A 14,618-nucleotide genomic window follows, 5' to 3' on the forward strand; every position below is an offset into this window, starting at 1 on the left:
TGCTTCCCGGGACGGCACTCTCGCGTGCAAGTCACTTATTGCACTGGAGGGGTGCGACTGTCAGGATATGCGGCGACTGCTGTGGCGGGCAGCGGATCGGTGAAAATGTCGTAGAGGTTGGACTGAGGCTGGGCAAAGTCCCAGGCCAACCCGCAAACCATCCGCTGCATCTCTCCATAGAACGGGACAGAGCGGCTGACCATGTCATCGAAGACATTCGCGACGGTGGAGTTGAATGAGAAATCCGCAACAGCATTGCCTTCGTCGGCAAACACCTCGTCACGTGAATTCGTATGCAGCACAAGACGGCTAGACTGGTCGGTCATATCCGCTCCAAATATATAGCAATGTCAAAAGGGCTTGCTTTTCCCCAAGCGCGCCCAGCGCGTGGCGATCTAATCACAGTTGCCTGACGGCTACCTGAAAGGAGTTGCTAGTCACGCTTGTGATGGAAGAAATCGCCTGAATAAGAGCCAAGACCCGAAGGTCCAGAGGGAGCCCGCGCACCATCCGAAGAGGACGTCGGTCGGATAGTGGACGCCGAGGTAAATTCGGCTGAGGCCTATGGTGCCTATCAGGGAGCCGGCAATGACGAAGACATATGCCTTTTGAGCCGGCGCACGCAGAAACCGGCACGCGACAATTGCCAGTGCCAGATAGGTTGCCGCCGAAACCATCGCGTGGCCGCTTGGAAAACTCGCGTCGCCGACCGCAACCAAATGGGTAACTACGTCCGGGCGGGGCCGCGCGGCCCATAACTTGAGGGTGTTGCTGGAAAGCCAGCCGCCGACAAGCGCAACACAGAGGAACAGGGCTTCCACAGGTCGGCGTGAAATCAAGAGTAGACCGATGGTGGTGAGCGTGATGAACAGAAGAACGGTCACTCCACCGAGGCTCGTAAAATTCACCATCGCCGTGGTGATCCAGGCGGGTCCGAGCGGCAGGGCAACATCGTCCGCGTGCCTCAAAGATAGAAGGAACGCCTGGTCCCAAGCCAGCGTGTCGCCCTCACCTACCTCAACTGAGAAGTGGAAGAGAGCCGCGGCGGCCAATAGCAGCAACGCAAAGGGTATCGCCCGATGGGCGACTTTCCAGCTCAATCGTCCACGTGCATTCTCATTCGCACGCATCATTACTTAACCCGCCTCATACGTGATGAAAGCTCGTCAAGGTCGAAAGGTTTGACGAGGAAATCGTCCGCCCCTCCCTTCATTCCAGCCAGCCGATCGCTGTATTGGTCCTGCGCCGTCATGATGATAACTCGGGTCTTGTCATCTTCCCTTCGGATATCTTGAAGGAGCGACAGGCCATTGCCATCCGGCAGGCGTAGGTCGAGAAGCACTAGGTCATACTTCTTCGATATGAGCCGACGGGCAGCGTCCTTGAGGTTCATGCACCAGTCAACGCGATGGCCATCAGCCACCACATGGGCCGATACCGCGTCCCCGATGTCGAAGTTGTCTTCGACGACAAGCACATTCACCGGATCGCGTTCCCATATTTTTGTTGCGGTTGCATGGCAACGATGTTCAAGAGTTTCCACTCCTGCACTTTGCGAACACGTCGAGCCGTTTGTCGTAGACGGACGTTCCAACATTCATCATGCCCAGCACGCTGTGAAACAGGTTGTCGTGAGACGTCGCGGTCGTTGCCTCTTTTCGGAGGCACGCGGTGTCCAGATCCATCGATTTGGTGAAGTCGTTATCAAACCATGTCAGGAACGGCACGTGCGTCTGCTGCGAGGGAGCGAACATGTATGGTGTTCCATGAAGGTACAGCCCCTTTTCGCCGAGCGACTCCCCGTGGTCGGACATGTAGATCAGGCCGCTGGCCATCTTGTCCGAACGAGCCTTGAGACGATCGATGACGGTCGAAATGAAGTAGTCGGTGTAAAGGATCGAGTTGTCATAGGCGTTGACGATTTCCCCGGTCGAGCATTTGCCAAGCTCCGGAGTGCGGCAGTCGGGAACGAACTTGCCCTGGTGTTCGGGGTACCGAAGATAGTATGCGGGACCGTGGCTGCCCAGCTGATGGAGTACCAGAACGCTATCGCCTTTCACGTGGTCCAGCCAGTCGTCAAGCTTGTCCAGGAATATGCCGTCCAGGCACTCGCCGTCCTGACAGAAGCGTGGATCCGTCGAACTCGCTAAATCGACGTATTTGATCCGGCTGGCGACTCCCTTGTCCCCGGTATTGTTGTCAAACCACGCAACGTCAATGCCAGCGTGAGCTAACACGTCTACAAGCGTCTCGTTGGCCATGCCCTTGGAGTGAGTAAATTCCGATCGGGTAAACCGCGAGAACATGCACGGAATTGACGTCGCAGTAGCCGTGCCGCAACTTGTTGTGTTAGGGAAGTAGATAACGTTTGCGGCCTTCAGCCGCGGATTGGTTTCCCTTTGGTATCCGCCTAGCGAGAAATTCTCTGCACGGGCGGTCTCCCCCGCCACGATAATCGTAACCCTCGGCTTGTTGATGGGTGCCGTGGATGGCTTGACCGTGGCATCTGCTCCGACGGTCTCAACAACGAGCGATGCCTCTTTTCCCGCACTCATGAAGTAGCGGGCAGTGCTCACAATCGGCGTAACCGGATTGAAGCTCTTCGTGATGTCCCGTCGTTCCCTGACGGCTGCAGTGTATTCCCGCGAGTAGGTTACACCACAGATCCCAAATATGGCGAGAGAGGTGAGGATCGCGGCAAGGTTCCAGAAGACCTTTCGCATGAAAGGACGGTGATCGACCTTTGCCCAGATTATGAGTAGCGACGGCACGATACCGAAAACCGCTACATGCACAACGAAGTCGGAGTTAATCAGATGGTGCGCTTCCGCAGGAGTTGTTTCCATCGCGTTGCGGATCATGTCACTGTCGATGACCACCCCGAATGTGTCGGTGAAGTGGGAAGCCACCGCGGCGACAAGGACAAGGAAGATTAGAAAGGGCTTGATGAGGTACTTGGTCGAAAAGGGCGTGATTGCGGCCACAAACAGTGCCAGCATCGCGAGATACAACGCCCAAAGCGGACCGCTGCCGCTCCCGAGATAGTCCGTCGCCTTTTGCCAGAATGTGTTGTTGCAGAAAACAAGGATGTAGCAGCTTGTAAGTATGCAGAGCGGGATGCTGCCGATTTTCGGCCGCAAGGAGCTCATGTATGCAGGCATTTTCGTCAATTTTACCTCTCCAACGCAAACGTGCTTTTTGGAGAGGATTACTGACAGCTACCTGAAACAGAAGAAGGCGATGGCGCCGTGGTCTTGTGGGAAGTACGACCAGCCTGGCATTTGACACGCCAGGCTGGTCGAACCAAGACCACGCAAGCAGCACCGCCCCAATTCTGCTGGTTCAATTGCCAGTCGGCATGGGTAGCTTGAAGCCTTCTTTGCCCAGTTCGTCTCTCAACCACTGGAACTGCTGGTACTTCAAAATTTCCAGCGGTCCCGTGTTCGGGCCTTTCCAGCCAAGATTGCTGTCAACGGCTAGGCCGCCGCCAGTCGCCTGTCCATCGCCGCCACGCAGATTGAAAACCGCCTTATAATTGCCAACACGGGCAGCTCCCGGCGATAGCTCATTCTCGGTGAAATCGAGCCATGAAGTACGTTCCGACGCCGACGGTTTCGGGCCGTTCCGCTGGTTACGCGCGCCTAAGGGACCGCATGGAAAGCTGTCACCAACAATTTTCCCGCCTTGCCCGAATAGACGACCTTAACCTTTTCCCCAACCGTAAGCGTTTCGGCCTCGATGCCCTCAGGCAAAGTGAAGGTCTTGCCATCCGTCATCGTAATCGAGTCATGGCTCTTGTCGATCGCCTTGACGGTGCCCGTCAGTTCCTTCGCGAAGCCCGCTATTGTCGACGCCGCCAGAATCAATGCTGTGGCGATGATGTGTTTCTTCATATCTCAACTCCTCGACGGGTCCGGGTTTCCTTGGGCGGCCACCAACACCGCCCTCTCAGGCGCCCCCGTATAGAGACGACTGACACAGCTTGGTCCGCTTTGCTTACGGGCGCATTTCTGGAAGCTTACAGATCGGTAAGTGCGGCGACGGAGGGGTTGGGGCACACAGCCAGAGGCTCAAAAATCCCTGAGATACTCTACGTCATGCCCTTGTGGCGGTCTTGCGGCGATCACCGCCACGACGACAGCCGCGACCACCAGGAAAAGGACGATCCCCAGATAGCCGTACGGTATCGATAGAGCATCGGGTGGTGGATCAAATACGCCCGTCAGCAGTTTCACCAGCATCAAGGCTGCTGCAAGGCCAGACAGCAGCCCGAAAGTAATCCCCCCAACCACAACGAGGAGCCCTTCGCTCCACAGAAAAGCCGACAGCTGCGAACGTGTGGCGCCGATGGCGCTCAGAATGGCGAAGTTCCTCCGCTGCTCGTAGAGCCCAAGCGCCAACATCAAACCGCCAGCTGCGGCGGCCATCACCACGGCGAATGCCAGCTCGATCGTCGTCAAGCCGGCGAGATCGACAGCCGTCAGGCTCGAACCGATTAGGTGCGTGGCCTGACTGATATCGGTGATTTTCATGGTCGGATCGTTTGCAAGGAGGGACGAAGCCCGCGAGGCCAGAATTGCCGGGTCGCCCTTGGCACGCATCAATACATATTCTGACGCTTTCGAGCCCGTGCTTTCCGCAAGGTAGCGGGCATTGGCCACAAGGAAAGAGTCTTTCGGCGCGGTCGGAAACTCGCGTGCCACTCCGATGAACCTGAATGGTACCGGATGATACTGACGATCTCGGGCATCCATCAGCCGAAGGTTGATCACGTCGCCCTGCTGCAGTTGGAAATCCTGAACCGTTTCCTCGGACACGAGCACCCCGTCTGGTGTCGCGGCCAGTTTGGCGAGCATCGTTGCGGCGTTGCTACCGCTGAAAAAGGCGTCCGACAGACTCGTTGCACGCCCAACGCGCTGAGGATCTACACCAAAGAGATCCTGAAGATCGGTGCCGACATAGGCGAAGCGATGCTGCATCGGTTCGGCCGCCGCAGTGTCCGGCAAGGCGGCGAGCGCGGCCAGATGCGTGTCGGCAGGCTTTTCTGACGTGCCGAATACGGTGACATCGGCACCGTTGGTGAGCTCTGCATCAACACGCGCCTGCGCATTGTAAGTGAAATTGAAGGTCGATGTCGAAACCGCAAACGAGATTGCCAGCGTGGTCATCGCGATACCTGCGTTGAGCCGGCGGGCTTGCCTCGACAATGAGGCGGCTACGATTGGCGCGAGCGCACCACAGGCCGGCCTTATTAGGGTTCGAAGAAGCGAACCGTTGCCCGCTATCACGTTGTTTGACAGCCGCAGCGCCAGGAGTGCCAGCCCCAGCCAGAACAAGGCGGGCGAGACGAACGCATTGTAGTCCACGGCGGTCGTTGCGACGCCCTCTGGCGCGAGCACGATCTGGTATCCGGTGCTTTCCGCTTGCCAGAAGAACAGACCTGCGGCCACAAGCAGCAGCCCGTCCAACCACAGCAGTTGCCAAAGTGGCTGTCCGGGCTTGTCCACCACGCGTCGAGCCTCGCTGACGGTACTCATTCGCATATCGCGCCAGGCAGGATAAAGATAGGCCCCAAATCCTGAAAGGAGTCCGGCAATGGCTACAAGACCCAGGATAGAATCGCTCACTCCCGGAGCCATACCCTGCCCAAACATTAAGGGTCCAAGCCATAAAGCTACGGCAATTCCAAGTACGGTGCCCGCGACTGTGGCGACCGACGCCTCGGCGGCGGATAAGATGAGGATCGTACGGGAGCCGGCGCCACGAACACGCAACAGCGCCTGCTCAACGCGACGGCGTGCAGCTCCTGATGACGTTATCGCGAAGGTCAGAACCAGAGCCAGCGCGATACCCGGCAGGCCAAGAAACAGAAACAACACGGAAACGAAGCGCGCATCCTCGCGCACCGCCCCGAGGCGCGAGCCCAGATTGTCTGCGACGAGCGCCCGCCCCGCGACTTTTGCTTCCAGGTTTCTTGCGGCACCGGTGACGAACGTGAAGGCCGACACGGGATCCGCTTGCAGGCCGTCGTGAGCGAGCTTCACATGCAACTGTTGACGGATGGTATCAGGACGCGCTGCCGCCTGGAGATGGAACGCTTGCTCCCACTCGACCCGCGCCAGCACCAGCACGTTGTCCGGAGGCGCCTGCGGAGCCGCCTGCGGCGGCAGCCCCACGGCCTGGAACAGCGAATCCGCATCTGGGAGGTCGATCACCCCGGCGACCTGCACCGTCAGCGGGGGAAGCCCTATCCGCTTGATCACGACGCTGTCACCAGGCCGTACATGCAGGTTTGCTGCGGTCTGCTGCGCGACGAGGACGCCGTCGCGATTGCCGGACAGGAAGCGAATTTCCACCGGGAAATCGTGCAGATAGTTGTCGTCGAAGGCGATCACTTGTCCCGGCCCGGTCGTCTGGACAGTGCCGCCGGTGCTGGCTTCGAATCCGGCGACATCGGCATAGCTGGCCAGGTGCGCCACCCGGGCGTGCGTCGCTTGATCCATTGCCTTTCGTATCAGGTCCGGATTCGCGCCCGTAACAACTTGAACCTGCCAGTCGATCGGCACGGTCGATATCGCACGGGAGGTCATGGATGCCCCTGCATTGACCAGGAACAGCGCCAACATGGCAAGAAGCGCCACCGTCAGCGCGATTCCTAACGCTGAGCCCACAACGCGGGTGGGCCGGTGGCCGAGTACGCCTCTGATCCACAGAGCAAACATCACGCCACGGCTTTCATTTCGCTGCGAGTAAGCCGGCCATGCTGTATCGTCCAACGAAACCGCATCCGCGCGGCAATCGCTTCGTCATGTGTAGCAACGACGAGAGTTGCCCCGATCGCCTCAAGGTACTCCAGCACCTTGTCCATGAAGAGCTGCGCCGTGACACCGTCCAACTGTCCGGTCGGCTCATCGGCCAGGACGAGTTTCGGTCGAAGGGCCAGGGCGCGCACCATCGCGACCCTTTGCGCCTGGCCGCCCGACAGGTCCTCCGGCAGCTTGTCTGCAAGCCCGCCAAGACCGAAGGAGGACAAAAGCGCGTCGCTGCGGCCGGATACGGAAAGCTGTCCTGCGAGGATCGCCGGCAGATCGAGATTCTGTGCCACCGTCAAGGCCGGAAAAAGGCTGGGCGACTGGAACACGACGCCAATCCGGCGTGGACGAAGCTGTTCGACAGGGCCTAAACCCGGCCATTCAATCTCGCCACTCGTCGGGTGGTCCAGTCCGCCAAGAATATGCAGCAAGGTGGTCTTGCCCGAACCGGAAGGGCCCGCCAGAACGATACGATCACCTTCACGGATCTCGCAGTCCACATCGCACAACACGGACAGGCGCTCGCCGCCGCTTGAAAAGGTCCGGCAGATTTTCCGGCAGATCGTCAGGATGTCAGTCACCCTCCACCCTCCCATCGTGCAACCGGATGATCCTGTCAGCCTTTCGTGCCAATGCGCTGCTATGGGTCGCAAGCAAGGTAGTGAGGCCGTTGCGGCGTCTGGTTTCGAAATGTGAGATCAGTCGCGATTCCGTGTCGGCGTCGACTTCGGCCGTGGGCTCGTCGGCGACAAGGATCGGCGGATCGGCGGCTAGCGCAACGGCAAGACCGGCCCGCGCCATTTCACCACCGGAAAGCTGCAGGACGTAGGAATGCGCACGATGCTGCAGCCCTACCATCTCGAGCAACTGACCAACGCGCGCACGATCGGCCTTATCGGCCAGTTGCATCTGTAGGTGAATGTTTTGCGACACGTTGAGGTGCGCGAACAGATTGCCCGACTGAAGCAAGATTCCAAAACTCGTGGCGCGGATGCGCGCCCGTACGGCCTCGGATTGTCGGGTCAGGCGCATGCCGCACACCTCAACATGCCCTCCATCGGGCTCGTCCAATCCCGTCAGACATGACAGTAGTGTGGACTTGCCGCTTCCGGAGGGGCCCATCAAGGCTACAAACTCGCCCGGTGACAGGCATAGGGAAACGCCGCGCAGCGCGAACGTCTCGTCCTCGCCTGTGTGGAAGAAGCGGTAAAGTTCATGCGCAACCAGCAAGGACATCCAAGCTCCCTACTTCCACTGGAACGACTGGGACATCAATTGCCACTGATCGACATTGTCCGCGCCCTTCGGTGCGTAGAGTTCGAGTGTGACCAGCTTTCCGTCCTTGAAGTAGAGATAGCGCTCGTTCTCCAACCGAATCTGCTTGTTGGTCACGGCGTTGGGTTCCGAGTTCGACGTATAGACGATGCGGATCGCTGAGCCCGCCGGCAGCTTCACGGCATTGACCGATGCTACCGTCACAGCTCGCTCGGTGGTCTTGAGATTGGGCACTTCATTTGCCTTGACGTTCTCGACGGTCGGTGCGACGGCGGCCTTCGAAATCTTGACGATCACACCATCCAGCTTATCGACGAAACTCGCGCCGTCGGCGCGATCGGAACGCGCCCAACCTTCAGGGACCTTCATGGCAAAGCCTTGGGACGACGCGTAGTCGATGAAAACCTGCGTATCGGGAATGTCACCCGGGGGGTTCTTCTCCGCCTGAACGGCCTTTTCGGCGGACAAGGCTTGCGAACCGGTGGCAAAGGGTAGAACAAAGCCAAGGCAAGCAGCCGAGAAAAGCACGGCCGCAAGGATCGTCCGGGCCCTATTGGTAGCGATGTTGTTCATGGATGCGATCTTTCATATCAAGGGACGGCCCATTTTAGGATCGCTAGTTTACGGACGGTTCGCTGTATTTTTACGAATCCGTAAGCTCTCGTGATAACGCCCCGCGACCTTGATACGCCGCCTGCCTTCGCAGCGCCGGAAAATCGTTACGACCGCAAACCAGCTCTGCCTTCTGCCGGCCCTGTCGTTATGCAATTCATCTAAGCAATGGAACGCATGACACTGAACCCAAACCGTAGCAGAGAGAAACAGCAAGATCAGGATCGCTTCACGACGTTGCACGGTCGGTGATGCCGGTCAAAATTTACGAATCCGTATAGTTGCCGACAGCTTATCGAAAGGCCTAGGATCCAATATCAAGAAACCATGATAACTTGGAGCTACTGTGGAATGCTTATTGCCGCCTTACACTGAGTTTACGAATTTGTAAGCTTGAGGGCATTGAGAGCGCCGCGCAAGCTTCGCGGCGAGCCCTCTTCGCCAATGATATCAACAAGCTCCGCGACGAATAATCCGCCGATAGAGAAGCCTCGGGCAACCAATGCGCAAACGCAGGCCGTGGCGCGGCCTATGATTGCGCTTGTGAACAGCACCCTTGCGGTAATATGCTGAAACTAAACGATGAAGCGGGTCACAGTTTTGCGTAAGACAGCCACCGGCTTATTCACGGGTGCAACGGCCTTTTGGGCCGTCGTCTCGCAAAATGTTTTTGCCGCCGATACTTCAGCGCCAATCGCCTCGTCTCCATCGACTTTTGTCATCACGCTTGGTGGCGCCGTCGAGTATGGCCCCAAGTATCCGGGTTCTGGTCACAACGCCTTCAGCGCCCTTCCTTCCTTCGACATAAGGCGGTTCGACGAGCCGGACGAAAACAGTGCTCCCGACGACAGCATCAGCTATGGCCTCATCGATCTCGGCGGTATTGAAATCGGCCCTGCCATCGGTTTTCGCGACGGTCGCTCCCAATCCGACGACAGAAGACTTGCCGGACTTCATGATGTTCGTTGGGACGTGGATCTTGGGCTCTTTGCGCAGTATTGGGCGGTGCCCGACCAGTTGCGTTTCAGGACGGAAGCGCGGCAGGCGGTTTCGAACGGAAGCGGCCTAGAGCTCGACCTTGGGGTGGACTGGTTCCAGCCGCTGAACGAAAAATGGACACTGTCGGTGGGCCCACGCGTCTCCTATGGCAACGGGGCGTTCATGCGAAAGTACTTCTCTGTCACCTCCGACGAAGCGGCGCGAAGCGGCAGGTTGGCATCGTTTGATGCAAGCAGTGGCTTCAAGTCCGTAGGGCTGTCTGTCTCGGCCACCTACGACTTCAGCCCCACGTGGAGCCTCCAGGTCTACGACCGCTTCGATCGGCTTGTAGGGGATGCGGCGGCAAGCCCAATCACGTCGGATTTGGGCAGCAGCAACCAAAACATCATTGGCGTTTCTCTCAGCAAGTCGTTCAGTGTGAGTTTCTGACAGCGCCGGCAAGTGCTTTCACCGAACGCGACCTGGGTGCGCAACAATGCACCATATTCCCGACAATATTAGACAACTTCCGATGAGTTGCATCGAAGAAACATTCTCCGAGAAAACAAAGAAAGCAACGGCCATGATCAGGACGTAGCTCAAGGCCGAAAGCGGAAATGCCTTGCTGAGCTCCAACTCTGCCAAGACCCGCAGCCACACGAAAAAACACAGAGCTTCAGCGATGACTGCTGCGACAAGCCAGTGCGAAGACAGCATTCCGATGATCCAGTTTGAGGTTGACGCCTGCAAATCTTCGGCCCCTCGCTTGATGAAAATCTGCTGAAGCACGTTCAGGATCGGAACGACAAGCCAGATGGGCCGTACGCTCTTCAACCGCCACCTCCCGCTTCGCCCGGACTAAGAAGCGGAGCAACAAGCTGAAGGATCGATTGAACGGCCCGGTTGCGGTGGCGAAACAGCATGACGTTGGACGTTAGCTTGCTGCCCAAACGAACTTTGTTTGCATAATAGGCCTGACCGCTTTGATACCGCCGGATTCCGTGGCGAAGGCAGTATTCGATATTGGTGAACCAGCTTAGATAATAGAGATTGAACGACCTTCCCCGATCCGCATCCATGCAGAAGAACTTGTCCACGAGGGCGTGTCCATTGTGGATCAGGAGATTAGCGGCCAGTAGTTCGTCGCCGACAAAATATAGTGCGCAGAATGAGCGTCCTCTCATCTTTGTCAGAACCCCCCGGAAGTAATCCGGCGTAAGCTCTTCGAATTGCCATTCGCTTCGCTCGCGCGTCTGTCGATAAAGGGTAGCCACTCGTTCCTGCACGCCGTCGAGCTCGCTGCGATATTCGATCCGGACGTGTTCGCGCATGCGCAGCTTTCGGCGCATGTCCTTGCGTGTCCCCGAGGAAAGCCGTGCGAGATAGACATCGGTACTGTCGAAATCGATATCGAGGTGTGCCGTTGCCATCCCGCCGGCCATCGCGTAGCCGTGCCCCTTGAGCACATCGTCGACAACAGGATCGAGTGGTTGGGGAATGTCTTTCAGCGCGGTCAAGGAACACTGCTGGGACGCCGCATGGTCATGGAAAGCCTTGAGCAATCGTTGGAGCAGCTCTTCGCGCCCGACTGTCGGGACGCGCGGGCTGAATCCAATGGCACCCGTCTCCGTGCAGGGTGAACCGAGGCAGGCAAGGCGCAGTTTCAGGAAGCCGGGGTAGACCTTGCGGACACGCTCGATAGCTGCATGGAAGACACCCACCGGCAACGTCGTTTCCAAGCCGTAATTGCATAGGAACGCCGGCATCGTGGCCATGACATCCGGCCCGTCGTAAACAACGACATAGCACCATGAGAAGCCTTCGATACCAGCGTTCTCGACCGCCTCAAGATAGTCGTATGTTTCGACCTCGTGGGGAAAGCAGGCATTCCAGGCGTCGCGCCCGATTTCGCGAATGCTGTGCGCAACAGTCGCTTTGTATGGATCGCCAGGGTTCGCAGCCACGATTGGGTTAGACGCCAGCATGATTGGCCTCGAAGAAATCAGCGGTCATGGTTACGACCTCGCGGTGTTGCCGATCGACATGAATCATGTGGTAGCTGTCATCCAGCCAGCGCAGCTCGGATGGCCCTCCAAGATGAGCTGCGATATAGCGCGCGTGATCGGGGCCGCTTAGATCGTCCTGCAGCGAATGAAGGACGAGTGTGGGCGTTTTCATCTTGGGCAGCCTTGCCTTGAGGCTTCGCCCAAGCTCATGCATTTCGATGAGCCCGCGGCCGGGAAATGTTTCCAGCATCCCCTCGCCGATCATGTTGGAGACCATTCGACGCATGCGCTCGTCCTTAATGCCGAGCGACGTGGTTTCACGGAAATTCAGACGATCGATAAACGGAATCAGCGAGATCCACCTGATATGCGGGGAAAAGAGCGCGTAGTAGCGCGGAACATCCCAACCGTCGTAGTGAAAGCAGGGCGAATAAACCGCGACTGCGTCGATCGATCCAGGGTTACGATCTGCAGCCATCATGGCCAGTTTTCCGCCTACGCAGATACCTGCAGCGAAAACCGTGTCCACGGTGGACGCGAGCCAACTTGCGCTTGCCTGGACACTTTCCAGCCAATCTTCCCATCGCGACCGGCGCAGTGCGGCTTCGCTGTCGCCGTGACCGGCCAGCAAAGGTGCAAAGACGCTGTAGCCTTTCTTGTGGAACTGACGGGCCACGAGCCGCATCTCGGCGGGTGCGCCGGTCAATCCATGGATCAGCAACACCCCCTTGCCGTTGGTGCCTTCGAGATGAAAGCTTAACCGATCAGCTGACATGCGTGGTCTCCACGCGGCGATTTTCCCGGGCCATGAAGCCGAGTGCATGACAGGTCCCGATTACGTGCGTTCCTGCCGCGACCTGTTCTGCTCTGATCCGCTCGTGCAGCTCTTTCAGCTTCGTCCAATGTGTCTTGGGCCGATAATGATGCTCGGCGTGATAGCCGTTCCCGAACCAGAGCCAGTTGTAGAAGCCCTTGTGGCTACTGACCCCCCAGGCGATCGGCTCGTCGGGATCACCATTCAGATGCTCGTAATAGCCGTTTAGAGACGAAAGGCAGTTGCCGAGATAGTAGAAGGGCACGAAGAAGAATGTCGCCCGCCAGTCGTAAATCAGCGCGAGCACTACCATCAAGACGAATGCTGCCAGTTCAAATCTAGCCCATCGGGCAAACCCCGGCCGTTTGCTGGCAATGGCTCGGTGAATCTCACCGAGATCGTCCCGAAAGAAGCTCAGGAATGTATAGGAAAGCACGTTTTCGGGCTGACCATTCTTGCCGTATTTGTAGATCGAAAGCAGGTCGACAGTGTCGCCCGCATGGTCCGGCCTATCGCTGTTGCCGGAATGATGACGCATGTGTACCCAGTGATAATAGGACTGGGAGAAGCCGATCGTGACCGACTCCAACAGACTGAAACCATAGTTTATCCATTTAGGTTTGAAGTACGGGGTATGGATGAAGTTGTGCGATATGCTGTTGATGTTCCAGGAAATGGAGACGGCATAAAGTACACCCAACACAACGGACATCCACAACGGGCGACTCTCGAAACCAATAATGAGATAGAGGTTGAATGCCAGATGACCGATTGCCGCGAGAACCGGCATCAGGTCCCACTTCGAATGCGCAAAGATCTTCATAGCCCAGTCACTCCAACGCAAATCACGCCGGCGGTCACAAGAACAAGCCCAACCGCGTGATGACTACTGATCGGTTCCTTGAAGATGAGCGCCCCCGCCAAGGCAATCGATGCGTAGCTGGACGCCATCAGGGGGAACGCAGTGGACAACGACACGTGCCCAAGCACGATCGTCCACACGCCGAGCTCAACAGCCCACAACACGAGGCCAAGCCATATGACCGGCTTCTTCAAGGCAGTCGTCAGTTCAGCTGCCGCACCGTATTTGAAGCAGATTTCCCTGCCCGTCTCTGCCACGACGCAGAATGCAATGGCACCGACCATTGGTAGGCTTAGATCGCCCCTCATTGCATTCCCTCCTCTAGGACTTCCATCAGAGCAAGGTTTGCCGAGCTGTTGATATTCCTGCTCGACCGAAGGTCCGAACGCTGGAGGGGTTGATCAATCAGCGCTTCGGCGCGCTTGATCGATCGCGCCCACAGGCTACCCCCGTATTGGGGCGCCGAGTAGTCCCCGGTAACGTCCGCGCCAATGATGCGATGGCGCTCAGCAATGTTGCTTATCAACCAGAGGACATACGGCAGCCGCATGGAGCCCTGGTCCCAATTTGTCACCGCGTCGGCCGCTGAAAGAACGTCCTTGTCGATCGTTACATACACGGCCTCGGTCTTGATGCGGGCGAGCAGCCGATCAAGGAAGTTGGCCTCGCCAAACTCGACGATCGACTTCCAGTGCAGTGAACCACATAGCTGTTCGAAGCTTGGTCCCGATCCATATACGGCTCTCACGCGGCTTGGCGGGTGCGCAAATGGGTATAGCTCGAGACGCCCATTTGCCAAGGGCAAGAGGTTGGCTCCCTTTCGCTCAGGTGAGCGAAGATCGCTGCTGCAGACACCGACGGTTATGACCTTGGCGACCAACGGGTTAGCCAGAGCGCTGTTGACCCACGAACCACAATGGATGCCGCCTTCGAAACGAACCCAATCCGGATGGTTGTCGAGATGAATGACCGTAACCGGCTTTGATTGCTGCTCAAGCGCAAGCCCGAGCAGCAATGCCGACACATGATGAAAATCACCCGACCCCATGATACACAGCCGCGGTTTCCTGCGGCTGTGCGGATGCCCTATGGCGATGTCACGCCACAGCGCGTCAAGCGACGACTGGCGCCCCCAAAGCCGGACTTCACGCCCGATAGCCTTGTCGGTGAATTCGCGCGCTCCCGCACTCACGCAGCAATCGACAAAATCCGGTTGCAACTCCAGGGCATCGTCGAGATGAAGGAGGAGGAGCTGCAAG

16 protein-coding genes and 1 pseudogene are annotated in these 14,618 nt (G+C 57.8%); 1 reads left to right on the forward strand and 16 read right to left on the reverse strand.

The features are described from left to right. Positions 1 to 35: 35 nt before the first annotated feature. The 10 genes and pseudogenes from RHIBUN_RS0111100 to RHIBUN_RS0111140 form a co-directional block, all read right to left on the reverse strand. Positions 36 to 326, reverse strand: a complete 291-nt coding sequence (locus tag RHIBUN_RS0111100; protein ID WP_025659628.1) for a hypothetical protein — start codon at positions 324 to 326, stop codon at positions 36 to 38. A 111-nt stretch (positions 327 to 437) separates the two neighbouring features. Then, positions 438 to 1,133, reverse strand: coding sequence for a phosphatase PAP2 family protein (locus tag RHIBUN_RS0111105; RefSeq protein WP_025659629.1), 696 nt, complete (start codon positions 1,131 to 1,133; stop codon positions 438 to 440). Beyond that, positions 1,133 to 1,483 (reverse strand): response regulator, encoded by a 351-nt coding sequence (locus tag RHIBUN_RS0111110; RefSeq protein WP_025659630.1) that lies wholly within the window; start codon positions 1,481 to 1,483, stop codon positions 1,133 to 1,135. Before RHIBUN_RS0111110 ends, RHIBUN_RS0111105 begins: the two co-directional genes overlap by 1 nt. Positions 1,484 to 1,529: 46 nt before the next feature. After that, positions 1,530 to 3,161, reverse strand: coding sequence for a phosphoethanolamine--lipid A transferase (locus RHIBUN_RS0111115; protein ID WP_037215650.1), 1,632 nt, complete (start codon positions 3,159 to 3,161; stop codon positions 1,530 to 1,532). A 181-nt stretch (positions 3,162 to 3,342) separates the two neighbouring features. After that, positions 3,343 to 3,603: pseudogene (locus RHIBUN_RS37275) on the reverse strand (hypothetical protein); the annotation flags it as partial. A 38-nt stretch (positions 3,604 to 3,641) separates the two neighbouring features. Next, a complete protein-coding gene (locus tag RHIBUN_RS0111120; RefSeq protein ID WP_025659632.1) occupies positions 3,642 to 3,893 on the reverse strand; it encodes a DUF1344 domain-containing protein in 252 nt (83 codons plus the stop codon). A gap of 177 nt (positions 3,894 to 4,070) precedes the next feature. After that, positions 4,071 to 6,722, reverse strand: a complete 2,652-nt coding sequence (locus tag RHIBUN_RS0111125) for an FtsX-like permease family protein (protein WP_025659633.1) — start codon at positions 6,720 to 6,722, stop codon at positions 4,071 to 4,073. After that, complete coding sequence (locus RHIBUN_RS0111130; RefSeq protein ID WP_025659634.1) at positions 6,722 to 7,393, reverse strand: ABC transporter ATP-binding protein; 672 nt, start codon at positions 7,391 to 7,393, stop codon at positions 6,722 to 6,724. Before RHIBUN_RS0111130 ends, RHIBUN_RS0111125 begins: the two co-directional genes overlap by 1 nt. After that, on the reverse strand, positions 7,386 to 8,048 hold the full coding sequence (locus RHIBUN_RS0111135) for an ABC transporter ATP-binding protein (RefSeq protein ID WP_025659635.1): 663 nt from the start codon (positions 8,046 to 8,048) through the stop codon (positions 7,386 to 7,388). Before RHIBUN_RS0111135 ends, RHIBUN_RS0111130 begins: the two co-directional genes overlap by 8 nt. A gap of 9 nt (positions 8,049 to 8,057) precedes the next feature. Further along, positions 8,058 to 8,660 (reverse strand): hypothetical protein, encoded by a 603-nt coding sequence (locus RHIBUN_RS0111140; protein ID WP_025659636.1) that lies wholly within the window; start codon positions 8,658 to 8,660, stop codon positions 8,058 to 8,060. Between the two features lie 621 nt (positions 8,661 to 9,281). Between RHIBUN_RS0111140 and RHIBUN_RS0111145 the strand changes: the two genes are divergently transcribed. Beyond that, positions 9,282 to 10,127: a MipA/OmpV family protein gene (locus RHIBUN_RS0111145; protein WP_025659637.1), complete on the forward strand. Its 846-nt coding sequence runs from the start codon at positions 9,282 to 9,284 to the stop codon at positions 10,125 to 10,127. Positions 10,128 to 10,145: 18 nt separating this feature from the next. Here RHIBUN_RS0111145 and RHIBUN_RS0111150 read toward each other — a convergent pair whose 3' ends face one another. The 6 genes from RHIBUN_RS0111150 to RHIBUN_RS0111175 are packed head-to-tail and all read right to left on the reverse strand — an operon-like array spanning position 10,146 to position 14,617. Beyond that, on the reverse strand, positions 10,146 to 10,466 hold the full coding sequence (locus RHIBUN_RS0111150; protein WP_245271656.1) for an EamA family transporter: 321 nt from the start codon (positions 10,464 to 10,466) through the stop codon (positions 10,146 to 10,148). Between the two features lie 41 nt (positions 10,467 to 10,507). Continuing rightward, positions 10,508 to 11,662, reverse strand: a complete 1,155-nt coding sequence (locus RHIBUN_RS0111155) for a peptidogalycan biosysnthesis protein (protein ID WP_025659639.1) — start codon at positions 11,660 to 11,662, stop codon at positions 10,508 to 10,510. Further along, the gene (locus RHIBUN_RS0111160) at positions 11,649 to 12,458 is read right to left on the reverse strand and encodes an alpha/beta fold hydrolase (protein ID WP_025659640.1); all 810 of its coding nucleotides are present in this window, start codon (positions 12,456 to 12,458) and stop codon (positions 11,649 to 11,651) included. Before RHIBUN_RS0111160 ends, RHIBUN_RS0111155 begins: the two co-directional genes overlap by 14 nt. After that, positions 12,448 to 13,320: a fatty acid desaturase gene (locus RHIBUN_RS0111165; protein WP_025659641.1), complete on the reverse strand. Its 873-nt coding sequence runs from the start codon at positions 13,318 to 13,320 to the stop codon at positions 12,448 to 12,450. Before RHIBUN_RS0111165 ends, RHIBUN_RS0111160 begins: the two co-directional genes overlap by 11 nt. Then, entirely contained in the window at positions 13,317 to 13,667 is a 351-nt protein-coding gene (locus RHIBUN_RS0111170) for a permease (protein WP_025659642.1), read from the reverse strand. Before RHIBUN_RS0111170 ends, RHIBUN_RS0111165 begins: the two co-directional genes overlap by 4 nt. Next, positions 13,664 to 14,617, reverse strand: coding sequence for an arginase (locus RHIBUN_RS0111175; protein ID WP_025659643.1), 954 nt, complete (start codon positions 14,615 to 14,617; stop codon positions 13,664 to 13,666). The genes RHIBUN_RS0111170 and RHIBUN_RS0111175 overlap by 4 nt, the downstream gene beginning before the upstream one ends. Position 14,618: the final 1 nt, after the last annotated feature.

Origin of the sequence: Rhizobium sp. IBUN (assembly GCF_000510625.1) — a bacterium.
Classification (GTDB): domain Bacteria; phylum Pseudomonadota; class Alphaproteobacteria; order Rhizobiales; family Rhizobiaceae; genus Rhizobium; species Rhizobium altiplani.

Coding starts and splice junctions, on each gene's coding strand:
- RHIBUN_RS0111100 (WP_025659628.1), bottom strand. CDS start 326: ATGACCGACCAGTCTAGCCGTCTTGTGCTGCATACGAATTCACGTGAC.
- RHIBUN_RS0111105 (WP_025659629.1), bottom strand. CDS start 1,133: ATGATGCGTGCGAATGAGAATGCACGTGGACGATTGAGCTGGAAAGTC.
- RHIBUN_RS0111115 (WP_037215650.1), bottom strand. CDS start 3,161: ATGCCTGCATACATGAGCTCCTTGCGGCCGAAAATCGGCAGCATCCCG.
- RHIBUN_RS0111120 (WP_025659632.1), bottom strand. CDS start 3,893: ATGAAGAAACACATCATCGCCACAGCATTGATTCTGGCGGCGTCGACA.
- RHIBUN_RS0111125 (WP_025659633.1), bottom strand. CDS start 6,722: ATGTTTGCTCTGTGGATCAGAGGCGTACTCGGCCACCGGCCCACCCGC.
- RHIBUN_RS0111135 (WP_025659635.1), bottom strand. CDS start 8,048: ATGTCCTTGCTGGTTGCGCATGAACTTTACCGCTTCTTCCACACAGGC.
- RHIBUN_RS0111140 (WP_025659636.1), bottom strand. CDS start 8,660: ATGAACAACATCGCTACCAATAGGGCCCGGACGATCCTTGCGGCCGTG.
- RHIBUN_RS0111145 (WP_025659637.1), top strand. CDS start 9,282: ATGAAGCGGGTCACAGTTTTGCGTAAGACAGCCACCGGCTTATTCACG.
- RHIBUN_RS0111155 (WP_025659639.1), bottom strand. CDS start 11,662: ATGCTGGCGTCTAACCCAATCGTGGCTGCGAACCCTGGCGATCCATAC.
- RHIBUN_RS0111160 (WP_025659640.1), bottom strand. CDS start 12,458: ATGTCAGCTGATCGGTTAAGCTTTCATCTCGAAGGCACCAACGGCAAG.
- RHIBUN_RS0111165 (WP_025659641.1), bottom strand. CDS start 13,320: ATGAAGATCTTTGCGCATTCGAAGTGGGACCTGATGCCGGTTCTCGCG.
- RHIBUN_RS0111170 (WP_025659642.1), bottom strand. CDS start 13,667: ATGAGGGGCGATCTAAGCCTACCAATGGTCGGTGCCATTGCATTCTGC.